The organism is Actinoplanes derwentensis, assembly GCF_900104725.1.
Classification (GTDB): domain Bacteria; phylum Actinomycetota; class Actinomycetes; order Mycobacteriales; family Micromonosporaceae; genus Actinoplanes; species Actinoplanes derwentensis.
In genome coordinates this window covers 2,928,422-2,944,146 of sequence record NZ_LT629758.1, presented here as the reverse complement: position 1 = coordinate 2,944,146, position 15,725 = coordinate 2,928,422, and the positions used below count along the sequence as shown (strand labels likewise).

General features: G+C 67.8%; 14 protein-coding genes. 10 read left to right on the top strand and 4 right to left on the bottom strand.

The features are described 5' to 3' along the window. Positions 1-45: 45 nt before the first annotated feature. A complete protein-coding gene (locus BLU81_RS13365; protein ID WP_092544765.1) occupies positions 46-1,407 on the top strand; it encodes an MFS transporter in 1,362 nt (453 codons plus the stop codon). Between the two features lie 117 nt (positions 1,408-1,524). Here BLU81_RS13365 and BLU81_RS13360 read toward each other — a convergent pair whose 3' ends face one another. Next, a complete protein-coding gene (locus tag BLU81_RS13360) occupies positions 1,525-2,019 on the bottom strand; it encodes a hypothetical protein (RefSeq protein ID WP_157751542.1) in 495 nt (164 codons plus the stop codon). Between the two features lie 9 nt (positions 2,020-2,028). On the opposite strand from BLU81_RS13360, the gene BLU81_RS48025 reads away from it, so the two are divergent. Then, the gene (locus BLU81_RS48025; RefSeq protein WP_157751540.1) at positions 2,029-2,445 is read left to right on the top strand and encodes a hypothetical protein; all 417 of its coding nucleotides are present in this window, start codon (positions 2,029-2,031) and stop codon (positions 2,443-2,445) included. Between the two features lies 1 nt (position 2,446). Here the strand turns inward: BLU81_RS48025 and BLU81_RS13350 are convergent, their stop codons facing one another. Continuing rightward, positions 2,447-2,800, bottom strand: a complete 354-nt coding sequence (locus BLU81_RS13350; protein ID WP_092544759.1) for a hypothetical protein — start codon at positions 2,798-2,800, stop codon at positions 2,447-2,449. A gap of 198 nt (positions 2,801-2,998) precedes the next feature. Between BLU81_RS13350 and BLU81_RS13345 the strand changes: the two genes are divergently transcribed. Together BLU81_RS13345 and BLU81_RS13340 are read left to right on the top strand one after the other, a co-directional pair. Further along, a complete protein-coding gene (locus BLU81_RS13345) occupies positions 2,999-4,438 on the top strand; it encodes an alpha/beta hydrolase (protein ID WP_092544757.1) in 1,440 nt (479 codons plus the stop codon). Positions 4,439-4,480: 42 nt separating this feature from the next. Next, positions 4,481-5,221, top strand: a complete 741-nt coding sequence (locus tag BLU81_RS13340; RefSeq protein ID WP_197686220.1) for a MerR family transcriptional regulator — start codon at positions 4,481-4,483, stop codon at positions 5,219-5,221. Between the two features lie 52 nt (positions 5,222-5,273). Here BLU81_RS13340 and BLU81_RS13335 read toward each other — a convergent pair whose 3' ends face one another. Together BLU81_RS13335 and BLU81_RS13330 are read right to left on the bottom strand one after the other, a co-directional pair. After that, positions 5,274-6,377, bottom strand: coding sequence for a methyl-accepting chemotaxis protein (locus tag BLU81_RS13335; protein WP_092544755.1), 1,104 nt, complete (start codon positions 6,375-6,377; stop codon positions 5,274-5,276). Positions 6,378-6,515: 138 nt separating this feature from the next. Then, the gene (locus BLU81_RS13330; RefSeq protein WP_092544753.1) at positions 6,516-6,749 is read right to left on the bottom strand and encodes a hypothetical protein; all 234 of its coding nucleotides are present in this window, start codon (positions 6,747-6,749) and stop codon (positions 6,516-6,518) included. Here BLU81_RS13330 and BLU81_RS13325 point away from each other — a divergent pair. The 6 genes from BLU81_RS13325 to BLU81_RS13300 all read left to right on the top strand — a co-directional run bounded on the left by BLU81_RS13325 (position 6,748) and on the right by BLU81_RS13300 (position 15,706). After that, positions 6,748-7,377 carry a TetR/AcrR family transcriptional regulator gene (locus BLU81_RS13325; RefSeq protein WP_092544751.1) on the top strand — a complete coding sequence of 210 codons (630 nt, stop codon included), beginning with the start codon at positions 6,748-6,750 and terminating at the stop codon, positions 7,375-7,377. The two genes, BLU81_RS13330 and BLU81_RS13325, sit on opposite strands and share 2 nt — an antisense overlap. Before the next feature lie 110 nt (positions 7,378-7,487). Continuing rightward, the gene (locus BLU81_RS13320; protein WP_092544749.1) at positions 7,488-9,266 is read left to right on the top strand and encodes a flavin-containing monooxygenase; all 1,779 of its coding nucleotides are present in this window, start codon (positions 7,488-7,490) and stop codon (positions 9,264-9,266) included. After that, on the top strand, positions 9,263-10,729 hold the full coding sequence (locus tag BLU81_RS13315) for an outer membrane protein assembly factor BamB family protein (RefSeq protein ID WP_092544747.1): 1,467 nt from the start codon (positions 9,263-9,265) through the stop codon (positions 10,727-10,729). The genes BLU81_RS13320 and BLU81_RS13315 overlap by 4 nt, the downstream gene beginning before the upstream one ends. Beyond that, on the top strand, positions 10,726-12,186 hold the full coding sequence (locus BLU81_RS13310) for an MDR family MFS transporter (protein WP_092544745.1): 1,461 nt from the start codon (positions 10,726-10,728) through the stop codon (positions 12,184-12,186). The genes BLU81_RS13315 and BLU81_RS13310 overlap by 4 nt, the downstream gene beginning before the upstream one ends. A 66-nt stretch (positions 12,187-12,252) precedes the next feature. Continuing rightward, positions 12,253-13,101, top strand: coding sequence for a CPBP family intramembrane glutamic endopeptidase (locus BLU81_RS13305; protein WP_197686219.1), 849 nt, complete (start codon positions 12,253-12,255; stop codon positions 13,099-13,101). A 325-nt stretch (positions 13,102-13,426) separates the two neighbouring features. After that, positions 13,427-15,706: an McrB family protein gene (locus tag BLU81_RS13300; protein ID WP_092544743.1), complete on the top strand. Its 2,280-nt coding sequence runs from the start codon at positions 13,427-13,429 to the stop codon at positions 15,704-15,706. Positions 15,707-15,725: the final 19 nt, after the last annotated feature.

Sequence of the window (15,725 nt, the reverse complement as noted above, 5' to 3'; positions counted from 1 at the left end):
TGAAAATGGCGCGACATCCGTCATCGATGCCTGGAGACTTGCCGGGTGATTCTCACCGCCGCCCTGCGTTACATGCGCCCACCATCACCACTGGCGGGGCGGCTCGCCGGCCAGTCGCTGCTGTTCGCCCTCGGCGACGGTGCCTTCATGACCGGCTCGGCGGTGTTCTTCACCCAGATCGTCGGGCTGTCCGCAGCCCAGGTCGGTCTCGGCCTGACCTGCGCCGGGATCGCCGCCTTCCTGGCCGCGGTGCCGATGGGCAAGCTGGTCGACCGGTTCGGCCCGAAACGGATGTGGGCCGTCAGCGCGGTGGGTCAGGCGGCCATGTTCGCGCTGTGGCCGTTCATCACCGACTTCCCGGGCTTCCTGATGATGGCCGTCGGCATGGAGGTCATCAGTTCTCTCGGCCATGCCGCACACGGCGCGTACACGATCGACGTCCTGCCGCCCGGCGAGCGGGTGACGTCACGTGCCTACATGTATTCGGCGCTCAACCTCGGTTTCACCCTCGGCTCGTTCGCCGGGGGGATCGCGCTGGCGTTCCACTCCAACGACGTCCTGCACGCGCTGCCCTGGTTCACCAGCCTGGTCTTTGTGGTCAACGCCGTGGCGGTCACCCGGCTGCCGAGGGCCTCGCACGACAACCGCACGGCAGCCGAACGCAAGGTGAAGATCCCCGGCCCCGGGCCGATGCGTAACCCTGGCTGGATCCTCACGTCCTTCCTCAGCGGCGTGTTCTGGACCAACCAGGTGCTGCTCAACCTGGTGATCCCGCTGTGGCTGGTCGAGCAGACCGACGCCCCGCGAGTGCTGCTGGCGTTCCTGTTCGGCACCAACACGGTGATGTGCATCTTCCTGCCGATGGTGACGGCTCGCGGCGTCACCGGCCTGCCCACCGCACTGCGGGCGATCCGGATCTCGTCGACGTTCTTCGTGATCTCCTGCGTGATCACTCTCGCCACCCACGACACCGTCGGCTGGATCACGATCGCCCTGGTCTGGTTGGGCCACGTCACCGTGACCGGTGCCGAGCTGTACCTGTCCGCCGCCGACTGGACGTTCGACGCGGAACTGATGGACCCCCGCCAGCGCGGCGCCTACCAGGGAACCGCCAACCTGAGCGGCACCCTCGGCAAGGTGTGGGCCCCGGCGGTCTACACCTTCCTGGCGATGAACTGGGGCGCCACCGGCTGGCTGCTGATCGCCGGCATCATCGTGATCGCCACCATCGCCATCCACCCGTCCACCCGCTTGGCCCGCCGCTTCCTGGAAACCCACGTCCCCGCCGAAGCCCTGGCCGAAGCCCGAGCCTCCGCCCCCGCCCCGGAGCCGGCCGTCCCGGCCGCCCTTTCCACCACCGCCGACCCGGAGCCGGACCACGCCGCCCGCCCCGGACCGCTGCCGTGACCCGGCCAGCCCGGGCCTGCCTGAAGATGCCACCGTCGACGTGGTCACTGCCGGGCGGTCAGGCGGCCGCCGACCAAAGCGACCGCGTCACGCGGGTCGTCAACCCGGTGGCCGGGTTCAGGGCAGGAGCCGGAGCCGGGGCGCCTCGTCGCTGCGTGCCAGCGTCTCGCCGCATTGATCGCACCGGTAGGACGACGGCCGGACCAGGTTGGTCTGGGTGGAGAACTTCCCGCCAGCCGATCCCGGGGCCGGGCAGAGGTAACCGAGGTACAGCCGCACCCAGGGGGCGCTGGTCAGAGCCACCGACGGCTGCTGGTGTTTGGTGTCGTCAAAGGGTGCCCACCAGTGTTCGGCCACTACCCGCAGTGTTGTCCGGGTCTCCTCCGAGGTGACGTCGAAGGCGCTGATCCGGGCTGCCGCCGGATGTCGGGGGAAGGCGCTGTCGCCGGAGCAGATTCCCTCTTCGGAGCCGTATTCCAGCATGGTGGTGCGCCCGTTCCGCCGGCAGACGAAGCAGTCCAGGCTGAGTTCGATCTTCTTCGTCCAGTGCAGATTGTGAAACGGCGCTTCGGCCAGTTCGAGAACGGTCGTGATCTCCACTGATGGCAGCATGCGTCGATCTTGGCAGTCGCGCGCTCGCAAACGGGTGGCCGGCCAACGGCCGTTCATCAAGAAGGTGATCGACGCCGGGACGGACTGGGCGGCGCTGGACGTCAAGCGGAAAACGTCACGGTCGGGCTGGAACGGCCGGGGATCAGCGATTGGGCGACCGGCCGTTTCGTGTTGCGCACCATCGAGGACGCCGACCGTGACCGGCACCTGTCGGTGGTGGTGGAAATGGCGCCGGGCGCCGAGCCGACTTCGGAACGGGAACGATCGGCGGCCGTGTCGATCCGCACCGAGCTGCTTCGCCTGAACAGCGAGTTCGCCCATTATGTGCCGGCGGAGCAGCAGACGCCGCGGATCGATTTACGGCCGGCCGGCGATCCGGAATTCTTTCCACGCGGGGTCGAACACCGTTACACCCGCGCGTCTTGATTCACGCCGCGAATACGGCGTCCAATTCCCACAGCGCGCCGTCGGCACGGTAGTCGGCGAATTTGTCCTCGCCCAGGGCTTCGACGGCGGCGGTGTGCGCCTTGGCCAGTTCGGCGGCGTCGTCGGCGCCCGGACCCTCACCAGCGACCGCGAACGCGCTGTCGGCGACGCCGATCATCCGTGCCGCGAGTGGGTGATCACCGTCAGCGACGGCGAGGGCGGCGGCGCCGATCGCCAGGTACGGCACGAAGGACGGCCCCGACTGCTCGCGGCACTCGTTGAGCAGCTTCCGGGCCTGATCCCGGTTGCCCAGACGAAGTTCGGCGAAGGCCAGGTTGTATGACTCGAGTTTCACCAGGTCAGACTGCCTCACCGCGACTGTGAACGCGATAATCGCCAAGTAGTACTCCTGTACCAGCGCGTAGTCATAGGACAGCTCGCCAGGAATTCGTCACGCAGCGTGAATCGTCGATCGACGCTTGACTGTGCCCCCGGGACACAGCGTCGCATGGAGGGCAGAACACGGAAATCGGACGAGCGATGGAGGCTGGACATGAATGCGCTGATAGCAGCGCTCGGCCTGGTGGGCGCACTGATCGTGGCACCGGAACCACCGGCGGAACTGAAATGGGCCCCCTGCCCGGCGGAGGTGAACACGGGGACTTTCGCGGTGCAATGCGCGACCGTTCCGGTTCCTCTCGACTACAGCGATTCCGGTGGCACGCAGATCGAACTCATGATTTCGCGGATCGCCAGTACCAACCCGGAAAAGCGGCGCGGGATCCTGATGTTCAATCCGGGCGGGCCGGGTGGCACCGGACTGGACCAGCCGGCGTTCCTGGCTGGTAAGGGCCTGCCGGCCACCGTTCTGGATTCGTACGATCTGATCGGCATGGACACCCGCGGCGTCGGTCATTCGTCGCCGGTGAGCTGTGGGTTCACCGCCGACGACGCCTATTGGGCGAACGTTCCGCCGTACGCGGTGGACGAGGCGGCCGTGACGGCGCAGTCGGCAATCGCCGCGGAGGTCGCACAGCGGTGCGCGGCCAACGACACCGGCGGGCGGCTACGGCATCTGTCGACCGCGAACATGGCCCGTGACCTGGATCGGATCCGCGCCGCCCTCGGCGAGAAGAAGGCCGGCTTCTACGGGGCTTCCTACGGTTCGGCGCTCGGCGCGGCGTACGTCTCGCTGTTCCCGGACACCACCGATCGGATCGTGCTGGACAGCAACCTCGCCGGCACGCACCTCGACCGGAATTCGCTGATCCGGTTCGCGCACGGATTCGAGGAGACGTTCCCCGACTTCGCGAAATGGGTGGCGGCACGGCACGCGTCGTACGGTCTGGGGCACACGCCGGCGCAGGTTCGGAAGACGTATTTCACCATTGCCGAACGGCTCGACCGGGCTCCGGCGCCCGACGGGACCAACGGCGCCCACTTCCGGTTCGGCACCTTCTTCGGCCTCTACAGCGAGGTGCAGTACGGCAACACGGCCCGGCTGTGGCAGTCCCTGCTGTCTTCCGGTCCGGCGGCTCCGGCAGCGGCTGCTGCCACGCCGCACCCCGCCGACAACGCGCTGACCGTGTTCCTGGCCGTCACCTGCAATGACGTCGACTGGCCGGAGGACCTGGCCACCTATCAGAAGGATGTCGCCGAGGCTCGCGAGCGGTATCCGATGTTCGGCGCGGCGGCCGCCAACGTACTGCCGTGTGCCCATTGGAAGTACGAGCCGTCGGAGCCGCCGGTCAAAGTCGACGATCAGGGGCCGGCCAAGGTGCTGATGCTTCAGAACCGGCACGACCCGGTCACCCCGGCGATCAACGCCGAGTTGCTGCGTGCCGCGTTCGGCCAGCGGGCCCGCCTGGTGACCGCCGACGGGAGCGGGCACGGCGTCTACGTCATCGGCGGCAACGCGTGCGCCCTGAACCTGACCACGTCGTATCTGGTGGATGGGAAGTTGCCGGCCCGGGACACGACCTGCCGCGCCTGATCGCCTTGACTGTGCCCCGAGGGCACGGTATCGAATGTCGGCATGCGGATGAAGGGCGGCTGGAGCACTCGTGAGATCGCCGAGTTCGCCGGCACGACACTGAAGACGGTGCGGCACTACCACCGCATCGGGTTGCTGGACGAGCCGGAGCGCTCTGCGAACGGCTACAAGAAGTACGGGGTCCAGCACCTGATCCGTCTGATGCGCATCCGGCGGCTGGTGGATCTCGGCGTGGCACTGGCCGACATCGCCACCATACAGCTGTCAGCGGAGGGCGCGGAGCAGAAGCTCCGCGCCCTCGACGCCGAGTTGGCCGCGAGCATCGAACGCCAGCAGCGGATGCGTGCGGAGCTGGCCGTCATTCTGCGCAATCCCGGCCTGGTCGACTCTCCAGCCGGTTTCGAGGACCCCACCGACGACCTGTCCGACCTCGATCGGACGTTCATGCTGCTCGGTTCCCGCATCTTCGAACCCGAGGTGATGGAAGTGATGCGGTCGCTGAACGCCAGACCCCGAACCTCGGCGGCTGCCGAGTTCGACGCTCTGACCGGTGAAGCGAGCGAGGAGACCCGGCAGGACCTTGCCGTCCGGTTCGCCACCGAGATCCGCCGCGACATGACCGAGCACCCGCTGCTGGGCGATGCCGTCGACAAGGTCCAGGCCGGTGGCGACCCGGACACCCAGCCGGTTCTGCTGCACGCGGTCGTCGAGCTGCTCAACGCCGCCCAGATAGACGTCATGCAACGAGCCAACGCGATCATCTACCCGGACGCCGGGCGGTAGCCGATCACCTCGTCCACGTCGGTGAGACCGGGCCGGCCACCTGTCGAGAGCCTTACCGACCCGGGCGGTCTCGGCCCGCGATGGTGTCCAGGAACGTGGTGAGGTCACCGGTGACCGCGTGTACCTTGTCGGCCGCTTCGGTCAGGCTCCGGGTGATCTCCTGGTTGGCGGCCGTCTGCTCCTCGACGGCTGCCGCGACCGAGCTCTGGTTCGCCCGGACGGCGTCCACGATCCCCGCGATCTTCGAGATCTCACCGCCGGCGACGGTACTCAGCGTCTGCACACTGGTGATGAGGTCGCCGATGCGCTGCGTCGCTGTCTGGGTGGCGATGGAAAGGTCCTTCACTTCGCCGGCGACGACGGCGAATCCCTTGCCGGCGGCGCCCGCCCGGGCGGCCTCGATCGTGGCATTGAGAGCGAGAAGGTTCGTCTGCCGGGCGATCTGGGAGATGGTGCTGACCACCTCGTCGATCCGGCTCGATGCTTCCGTGAGCCGGTCCATCGTGCTCGTCGCGGCCTCGATCCCGGCCACTGCGTCGATCACCACCTCGGATGCCTCGTTCTCGCTGCGGGCGATCTCGGCGACGGTGGCGGACAACTGTTCCATGGCGCTCGCCACGGAGTTCAGTGACCCGCTGGCCTCACCGGTCATGGCCAGAGTGTCGACGAGCCGGTTCGTCACCATCTGGGAGTGTCGTTCGGCTGCGTTCCGGGCGCTGACGTCCTCCCAGGCCACCACATATCCGATGACCGCACCACGGCCGTCCTTGACCTGGTTGATGTGGGTGTCGAGGGTGATGGAGCCGAACGTGAAGGCGGCGTCGCGAGGTTCGAAGGCGGGATTGGAAAGGATGCGGTCGATCCTGGCGGGGTCCTTGTGGAATCGATGGATGCTGCCGTTGAGGACATCGGAGACGCGGACCCCGAAAACCCGTTCGATCTCGGGGCCGATCTGGCGCAACGTCTGCATCGCTCGGGGATTCGCGTAGACGATGTTCAAAGCGAGATCCGCCACGAAAATGTTCGCCTGCGCACAGTCGAGGATGTGACGAGCGCCTGTCGTGGCGAGGTCGACCCCGGTGGTGCCGTCGGCCGGCGCCGCGGTGGCCTCGCCGGTTCGGCGATCGTTCGCGGTGCGGAAGAATGTCCTGTTCATTCTGGCGGCCGTCCTCGGTCTCTTGGCGAGTGGGTGCTGCAGGGACAGATGCTCGCGTCTACGGATATCAGACCTTTAGCCCGGATAGTGGCCTTTATAGTTTTTGCGAAGAAGTGCCCGCTCGGCTAGGGCCAAAAGTCACACTTCGCCGTCGCCGAGGGCCGCAAGCGCCGCCAGCCGAACCGGAGGCTGCGTTCGGACCGCAAGCCGCATGACGATCACCGAAATGCCGCCCGGCCACTCCGTGTGGGCGGTAGCGTCTTCGGTGACGCGAGCGATCCCGAGCGGATCCGAGGCGGTGACCGGCCGGTGTGGACGTTCGACGGCTATTCTGGCGTGCTTCCCGCTTTCCGTTTTCAGGAGCAGTGCCATGGCCAGCCGCCGGTTACGTGTCGATCAGGTGGAGCAGACCCGGGCGGTCATCCTGGCCACCGCGGAGAGGTTGTTCGCCGAGCGTGGCGTGTTCGCGGTGTCGAATCGGCAGATCAGTGAGGCGGCCGGGCAGGGTAACAACACCGCGGTCACCTATCACTTCGGCAGTAAGCCGGATCTGGTGCAGGCGATCATCGCGCGGCACGCCGAGCCGATGGAGGAGATCCGCCGGACGCTGGTCGCCCGGCATCAGGGCAGCACCGGGTTGCGGGACTGGGTGACGTGCGTGGTCCGGCCGTACACCGATCATCTGACCGACCTGGGCGGCCCGACCTGGTACGCCCGTTTCGCCGCCCAGTTGATGGCTGATCCGCAGTTGCGGGAGCTGGCCGGCGTCACGATGGGGCGGGCACCGATGTTGTGGGCGGTGAGCGAGGGGCTGCACGGTTGTCTGCCGCATCTGCCGGTGGAGGTGCGGCGGGAGCGGGACGAGATGGCGCACACGCTGATCGTTCACTCGTGCGCGCAGCGGGAGCTGACCGCGCACCCGGATTGGACGGCGACCGCGTCGGGATTGATCGACGCGATTGAAGGTCTGTACCGGGCTGATCACTCAGCGCCGCGATAACGGGGGTCGATGGTCCACTGTGCAGTGCTGTCAGCCACACTTTAAGTCAGTCAGTTGACTTAAAATGTGTCGCTCGATTGGCTGGGCGAACCCTACGAAAGAGCCCGAACATGTCCAACACCCCGCGCCGTTACCGTCCCGAGCAGATCGAGGCCCTGCGGGCCCGCTATCGGCTCGAACGCGACCGGCGGATCCGCCCGGACGGCAACACCCAGTACCGGCGAGCGGCCGGCGAGTTCAGCTACTACGCCAAGGACCCCTACACCCCGTTCGCCGAGCGGGACGCGAAGACCGACCGGGTCGAGGCGGCGGTGATCGGCGGCGGCTTCGGCGGCCTGCTCACCGGGGCCCGGCTGCGCCAGGCCGGACTGACCGACATCCGGATGATCGACGAAGCAGGCGACTTCGGCGGTACGTGGTACTGGAACCGCTACCCCGGCATCCACTGCGACATCGACGCGACCGTCTACATGCCGCTGCTGGAGGAGGTCGGTTACGTCCCGAAGTGGCGCTACGCCCCGGGCGAGGAGATCCGCCAGCACTGCATCGCCATCGCGAAACGCTTCCAGCTCTACGACGACACCATGTTCCACACCAAGGTCACCGACCTGACCTGGGACGAGGACGCCGCCGAGTGGATCGTCAGCACCGACCGCGGCGACCGGTTCCGGGCCCGTTACGTGGTGACCTCCTCCGGCACTCTCACCCAGCCGAAACTCCCCGGCATCCCGGGTATCGAGAACTTCCGCGGCCACACCTTCCACACCAGCCGCTGGGACTACGGCTACACCGGCGACGACCTGGAGAACCTGGCGGACAAGAAGGTCGCCGTGATCGGCACCGGCGCCACCGGCATCCAGGTGGTCCCGCACGTCGCCGAGACCGCCGAGCAGTTGTACGTCTTCCAGCGCACCCCTTCGTCGATCGACGTGCGCGCCAACCGGCCCACCGACCAGTCGGTTCTCGACGCGGTGCGGCCGGGCTGGCAGCAGGAGCGGATGGACAACTTCCTGACCATCGTCACCGGCGGTCACGTCGCCGAGGACCTGATCGGGGACGGCTGGACCAGCACCGCGCGCCTGCAACGGCAGATGCTCACCGGCACGCTCGACCACTCGCTCAGCGACGACGAGCGCGAGTACCTCGACGAGATCGCCGACTTCCGCAAGATGGACGAGATCCGCGCCCGGGTCGACGAGGTGGTCACCGATCCGGCCGTCGCCGAGGTGCTGAAGCCCTGGTACCGGTACATGTGCAAGCGCCCCGGCTTCAGCGACTTCTACCTGCAGTCGTTCAACCGCCCCAACGTCACCCTGGTGGACACCGCCGACCACGGTGGTATCACCCGGATGACCGAGACCGGCATCGTCGTCGGCGACACCGAGTACCAGGTGGACTGCGTCGTCTTCGCCACCGGTTTCGAGGTCGGCGTCTCCGGGGTCGTCTCCGGCACCCTGCCGGTGCACGGCCGCGGCGGCCTGCCACTGCTGCACCACTGGGCGCGCGGTCCGCGCACCCTGCACGGCTTCTACAGCCACGGCTTCCCGAACCTTTTCCACCTCGGCTCGCTGCAGAACGCCGCCTCGGTCAACTTCGTGCACGTACTGCAGGAGCAGGCCGGGCACATCGCCGCGGTCGTCGCCGAAGCCGGCAAACGCGGTGCCCGCTGGATCGAGCCGACCGCCGAAGCCGAGGAGTACTGGGCCGCCGTGATCCGGGACACCGCCCCGGACAACTACCGCTTCCAGGCCGAATGCACACCCGGCTACTACAACAACGAGGGCAGGCCGCGCGAGGTCAACAACTCGTTCGGGCCCGGCCCGGTGGTCTTCCACGAACTGCTGCGCCGCTGGCGCGACGTGGGCGCCATCGCCGAGGTACTGCGATGACCATGGCGCTGCGCGGTTCCAACGGGGTGGCGTTCGGGCCGGACGGCCGGCTCTATGTGGCCCAGTTCGTCGCCGGGCAGATCGCCGCGGTGGACCTGGCCACCGGTGACGTGGAGGTAGTGGTCGCGGCGGGCGGCCCGATCGAGGCCCCCGACGATCTGGTCTTCGGTGCGGACGGTTCGATGTACATCGCCGACCTGGTCCCGGGTCGGGTCTGGCGGCGTACCCCCGCAGGGGCATTTGACCTGCTCTCCGACCAGATCCGCAACCCCAACGGGATCGCGGTCGCCGGTGACCGGCTGTTCGTCAACGAGATGATCCCCGGCGGCCGGCTGCTGGAACTCTTCAGCGACGGCCGCGAACCGCGGGTGCTGACCGGCGGGCTGGCCATGGGCAACGCCATGCAGACCGGACCGGACGGCTACCTCTACTACCCGCACATGATCACCGGCGAGGTCTACCGGATCAGCCCCGATGGCGGGACGCCGGAACTGTTCGCCGAGCAGGTCCACGAACCGGTTGCGGTCCGTTTCGACCGGGCCGGAACGCTGTTCGTGCTGTCCCGGGACGCGGGCGGCACCCTGACCCGCATCGACGACCGTGGCCGCGACGTCCACCCCACAGGCGTCACCGGCATGGACAACGCCGCCTTCGACGCCGACAACCGGATGTTCGTCTCCAGCTACGCCACCGGCGGCATCACCGAGGTCAACCCCGACGGTCACCACCGTTTGCTGGTACGGGGTGGGCCGACCGGCCCGTACGGGCTGACCGTGGACTCGGGCGGACTCGTGCACGCCGCCGACCACTACGGAGTCATCTCCCGCAACGGCATCGCACTGTCCACCTTCGTGCACGGCGTGGCCGCCGACGGCGAAGACCTGCACGTGACCTCCCAATACGGGCGGGTCCGCACGCTCGACGGGAACACTGGCACCTACCGGCACCGGGCCGACCTCGACCAGCCGCTCGGCATCACTGTCGACGGCGACGGCGCGCTGGTGATCGCCGAATCCGGGGCCGCGCGGGTCGTCGCGGTAGCGCCCGACGACACCGTGACGGTGCTGGCCGACGGCCTCGGGCGGCCGGTGGACGTGGTCTTCGGCGACGACGGCCACTGCTACGTCAGCGACGAGGACCGCGGAGCGGTGTATCGGCTCTCGTCCTCCGGGCCGGCCGTCGTCGTCGCGGACCTGGATCGGCCACAGGGGATCACGGTGGCCGGTGATCGGCTGTTCGTCGCCGAGGCCGGGGCGGGGCGGGTGCTGTCGGTGGACCTGACGACCGGCGCGCTTTCGGTCGTGGCCGAGGTGCCGCTGGACGGCTCTGTCCCCCGTACGCCATCAGTCTTTGCGTCCGGGGGTCTGCCCGGAGTGCCGCGCGGCTTCGCCGGACTCACCACGGCCGGCGGCGAACTCGTCGTCACCACCGACGGCTCGATCACCCGGCTGGAGATCCGATGACGGACACCGCCGCGCCGTCGCGCCGGCAGATCCTCGAAGCGCTGACCGGGCTGCTGCTGGCCCTGTTCGTGTCCACCCTGGCCAGCACGGTCGTCGCCACAGCGCTGCCGCGGATGCTGAGCGACCTGCACGGTTCGGCCACCGACTACACGTGGGTGGTCACCGCGACGCTGCTGGCCGCGACCGCCGCCACCCCGATCTGGGGCAAACTCGCCGACCTGTACAGCAAGAAGACCCTGCTCCAGCTCGCCGCCGTGGTCTTCATCGCCGGGTCGATCGCCGCCGGGTTCGCCCAGAACTCCGGCCAGCTCATCGCCGCCCGCGCCCTGCAGGGCATCGGCGTCGGCGGCTTGCAGCCGCTGGTGCAGATCGCGATCGGCGCGATGATCCCACCCCGGGAACGCGGCAAGTACGCCGGTTACCAGTCCAGTGTCACCGCGATCTCCACCATCGGCGGCCCGCTGCTCGGCGGCCTGATCGTGGACACCGGCTGGCTGGGCTGGCGCTGGTGCTTCTTCATCGGCATCCCGTTCGCCCTGATCGCCATGGTCCTGCTGCAGCTCACGCTCAAACTGCCGGTGCTGCGCCGGGACAACGTGAAGATCGACTACTGGGGTTCCACGCTGATCACCGGCGGCGTCAGCCTGTTGCTGACCTGGGTGTCGTTCGTCGGCGACGCCTTCGCCTGGGCGTCCTGGCAGACCCTCGTCATGGTCGGCGGCACCCTGATCCTGCTGGTGGCGGCCGCCTGGGTGGAGACGCGCGCCGCCGAACCGGTGGTCCCACCCCGGATCCTGCGCCAGCGCACCACCGCCCTGGCCATCCTCGGCAGTCTCGCCGCGGGCACCGCGATGTACGGCGCTGCCGTCTTCCTCACCCAGTACTTCCAGGTCAGCCGCGGGCGCACCCCCACCGAGGCCGGGCTGTTGACGATCCCGATGATGGTCGGCATCCTGCTGTCGTCGATCATCACCGGCCGGCTGATCAGCAAACACGGAACCATCAAGCCGTACCTGGTGATCGGCTCGACCAGTCTGACCGCCGGTTTCGTGATCCTCGGCTTCGTCGACGCCCACACGTCACTGATCCTGATCGGCGTCGCGATGACCCTGATCGGCGCCGGGGTGGGTATGACGTTGCAGAACTTCGTCCTGGTGGTCCAGAACGCCGTGCCTCTCTCCGACATCGGAGCCGCCAGCGCCACGGTGTCGTTCTTCCGCTCCCTGGGCGGCACCATCGGCGTAGCCGTCCTGGGCGCGGTTCTGGCCCGCCAGGTAGCCACCCACACCACCGCTTCGGTCCCGGCCGCCACCGCCTACGGCGACGCCACCGGCCTGGTCTTCGCCATCTCCGCCGGCGTCGCCCTGCTGGGAGTCCTGGCCGCCGTCCTCCTCGAGCCGGTCCGGCTGCGCACCGCCCTCGACCTGCCCACCCCGACCGTGGAGAAACGCTCCTGAAGACGCGACGATGATCAGTGACATGGATCGTCGCCGAAGGTGACCGAGCCCTGACAGAATCCGTCCGTGACTTTCTGGAACCGGCCGGCGATCTGGAAGCCGTTCCTGCTGATCGCCGGTTACCTGGCCTTCTACGTCGCCGTCGGGCAACTGATCGGCCTGCTCTTCGGCGACCGGATCGACACCGGCAACCTGCTGGCCGATCCCAGCAGCATCTTCCTCGCGCTGGTGCTGCCGATCGCGATCGGAGCGGCCGCCCTGCTCGTGTTCACCTGGCGGGCCGGCTGGCTCCGGGAGGTCTTCGGGCCACAGCCGATCCACGGCCGCGCCTGGATGTGGATCGGACCGGCCCTGGTCGCACTGGCGATCGCCGGGCACGTCGGCGCCACCGACTGGGGAAACTGGACCGGGACGGAGATCGCGCTGATCGCGGTGCTGGGCTTGTGCATCGGCGTCGTGGAAGAACTGGCCACCCGCGGCCTGGCGGTCAAGATGCTGCGCGACGCCGACCACGGCGAACGTTTCGTCGCCGTCGTGTCATCGCTGGTGTTCGCCCTGATGCATTCGATCAACCTGCTCTCCGGCATGAAACTCGCAACCGTGGCGTCCACCGTCGGCTACACCTTCTGCTTCGGTGTCTGCATGTACCTGGTGATGCGGGTGACCGGCACCCTCTGGGCGGCCATCGTCCTGCACGGCCTCACCGACCCGACCACGTTCCTGTCCACCGGCGGCATCGACCAGGCCGTCGACACCGCCGGAGCCCGCGGCTGGTCGGCGCTGACCGGCATCGCCACGATCGGTCTCATGCTGTTCGCCGTCGTAGCGGTCTTCCTCATCCGCAACCAGCCGCCCGCCGCAGCACAGGCCACCCGGCACCAACCACCGGCCGGCAAACACGAGGCTTACGACTGACCGGGACCAGCCCCGTCTCGGCCCGCACGGTCCGGTAGTGCCGTCAAGGTGACCGCGGATCCCCGTCCGCGGGCGATTCGAGGCCGAAGTTGATCTCCGTACCTTGAGTGCCATCGCGGCCCCCAAACACATCAGACAGGGTTCCAGGTTGATCGCCGGCCGAACCGGGTGGGGACGTCTTGCCCACCCGAGTTCCTCGTCCGTCAACGGCGGCATCTTTGATCAGGCGCCGAGCGGGCCGCTCCGGGCTGTCGGGCGTTCTCGCGATCCGGAAGTGTCAATCGATGCGACGGCGGGGCCGGAACAACGCCCGTAGGGTTCCTACATGCGCGACAGCCCTGAACAGGTTTATGCCCTGGCCGACGAGATTCGGCAGCGTTGCCTTGGCCAGCTGGACAGCTTGCTGAGCCCCGGCACTCATGTCTGGGCGGCTGCCGCTGCCGATGAACTCATTGTGCATTTCGTGAACGCCCCCGATCTCGGCTCCAAGACGTTCCTCGAAAAGCTGCAGACCCAGCTGGCGGACGTGAGCCCGCAGGCGATCCGGCTCATGGCTGAGCTTGCTGTCATCTATGAGCTGACGCCCGTGAACGTGGGTGTGCCCGCCAAACGGCGGATGGTGGAAGGCATCCTTGCCTTCGCAGGTACGACCGGTCCGTTGCCCGACCGCGTCCTGGAGGCATTCACCGGTGGTGTCGCCAATCCAGGCACCTGGTACATGACCAGGCCCGATGTGCAACTGACGTTCCTCATTCGATGTGTTGTCGCGCTCACCGCTTTGACTGATGACGAGCGCACCGCGGTGACCTCGGATCCATGGATGTTCCGGGATCTGCTGGGCTCGGTGCCGTTGAACAGCGGCTACAACCAACGCGCGGCGCTGCTGCATCTGATGTTCCCGGATACGTTCGAGTCCATCGTGGCGAGCCTGGACAAAGGACGCATCCTGGACTTCTACGCGGAGCGTCTGGCAGCGCGGTCGGGTGACGACGACCGGGACATGCTCTTACTGCGCGACGCGCTCGCCGACGGACAGGGCGAACCCATACATTTCTACCGGCCGCCGTGGGACGGCTGGCGAACGACGAAGACGACGACCCGGGGGTGGCTCGTCCGGGGTGCCAAGGTGCACGGTGTAGACCTGATCCCCCAGTGGCTCGACGACGGGTACTGCTCCGTCGCGTTCCCGGACGTCCCCTCGATCCCGGCCGGCACGTCGCACGCGAAGATCGCCGAGGTCGTGGCAGCGGCTCTGCCTGATGTGAGCACGCAGGAGCGGCGCTCCAAGACCGGCACCCTGGATCGGTTCCTGAACCGGATCAAGGTTGGTCATGTCGTGGTGACGGTCCACGGCGCTGACGTCTTCGCGGGGCGCATCGCCGGGGCGGCTGAATGGGGCGAGTCCTCGGATGCGTTGTCAAACCGGCGACGCCCGGTCACGTGGCTCAATGCCGGCCGGCCGATCGCTCGCGCTGATCTCTCCGCCGGAGCCCAGGGCAAGCTGAGCGGCCAGAATGTCGTCAGCGATCTGGGGCTGTACGCGGATGAGATCCTCGCGCTCGCCACTGTGGAAGAAGCCGCCGGCGCCGGTCAGGTCGAGGAGCCGACGTCGGCGTTGACCGCTCCGGTCGCGCTGGAACTTCCGGACCCGACGAAGGCGTTCGCCGACGGGCTCTTCCTGCCGCTGGACTGGCTTCGTGAGGTCATCGATCTGCTCCGTGAGAAGGGACAGGTCGTCCTCTACGGGCCGCCAGGGACGGGCAAGACGTTCATCGCGCAGGCCCTCGCCACGTTCCTGACCGAGACCGCGGGCGGCGAGCAGCGTCTCGTTCAGTTCCATCCGTCGTACGCGTACGAAGACTTCTTCGAGGGGTTCCGGCCGCGACCTGGTGAGACCCAGGGTTCCCTCGTGTTCGACCTCGTGCCCGGTCCACTGCGGCGTATGGCGGCTCTCGCGGACGCGGACCCGACCCGCCCGTACGTCCTGGTGATCGACGAGCTGAATCGTGCGAATCTTGCGAAGGTGTTCGGGGAGTTGTACTTCCTCCTCGAGTACCGCAACCGGGCGGTCGGTCTGCAGTACTCACCCGACGAGGACTTCTCCCTGCCGAGAAACCTTCTGGTCATTGGAACGATGAACACGGCCGACCGGTCGATTGCGCTGGTCGATCAGGCGATGCGCCGCCGGTTCGACTTCGTTCCCCTGTTTCCGGGCCAGGCCCCGCTGAAGGCGATGCTGCGTGACTGGCTCGCCGCCAATGCCATCCCGGCGACCGCTGCTGACCTGCTCGACGCGCTGAACAGCATGCTGGGCGATCCGGAGAGCGCTGTCGGACCGTCGTACTTCATGAGCGAGCGATCCCGCACCTCCGCCGGTCTTCAACGGATCTGGCGGACCGCGATCATCCCGCTGTTGGAAGAACGATTCGCCGGGAACGGTGTCGACGTTCACGCCACATACGCCCTCGCGTCCCTGCTCAGCCAGCTCAAAGGGGGAACCGGCGGTAGCACCCCGGCATCGTCGGCATCTGTCGGCCCTGTGCTGGAGGAGGGCAAAGCCCTTTCCAGCAGCGATGCCCGAATACCGGCTGCGGATCAAATATGAGGCGAGTGGCTATCGGCGA

Coding starts and splice junctions, on each gene's coding strand:
- BLU81_RS13360 (WP_157751542.1), bottom strand. CDS start 2,019: ATGCTGCCATCAGTGGAGATCACGACCGTTCTCGAACTGGCCGAAGCG.
- BLU81_RS13300 (WP_092544743.1), top strand. CDS start 13,427: ATGCGCGACAGCCCTGAACAGGTTTATGCCCTGGCCGACGAGATTCGG.
- BLU81_RS13340 (WP_197686220.1), top strand. CDS start 4,481: ATGCGGATGAAGGGCGGCTGGAGCACTCGTGAGATCGCCGAGTTCGCC.
- BLU81_RS13310 (WP_092544745.1), top strand. CDS start 10,726: ATGACGGACACCGCCGCGCCGTCGCGCCGGCAGATCCTCGAAGCGCTG.
- BLU81_RS13315 (WP_092544747.1), top strand. CDS start 9,263: ATGACCATGGCGCTGCGCGGTTCCAACGGGGTGGCGTTCGGGCCGGAC.
- BLU81_RS13335 (WP_092544755.1), bottom strand. CDS start 6,377: ATGAACAGGACATTCTTCCGCACCGCGAACGATCGCCGAACCGGCGAG.
- BLU81_RS13345 (WP_092544757.1), top strand. CDS start 2,999: ATGAATGCGCTGATAGCAGCGCTCGGCCTGGTGGGCGCACTGATCGTG.
- BLU81_RS13325 (WP_092544751.1), top strand. CDS start 6,748: ATGGCCAGCCGCCGGTTACGTGTCGATCAGGTGGAGCAGACCCGGGCG.
- BLU81_RS13320 (WP_092544749.1), top strand. CDS start 7,488: ATGTCCAACACCCCGCGCCGTTACCGTCCCGAGCAGATCGAGGCCCTG.
- BLU81_RS13330 (WP_092544753.1), bottom strand. CDS start 6,749: ATGGCACTGCTCCTGAAAACGGAAAGCGGGAAGCACGCCAGAATAGCC.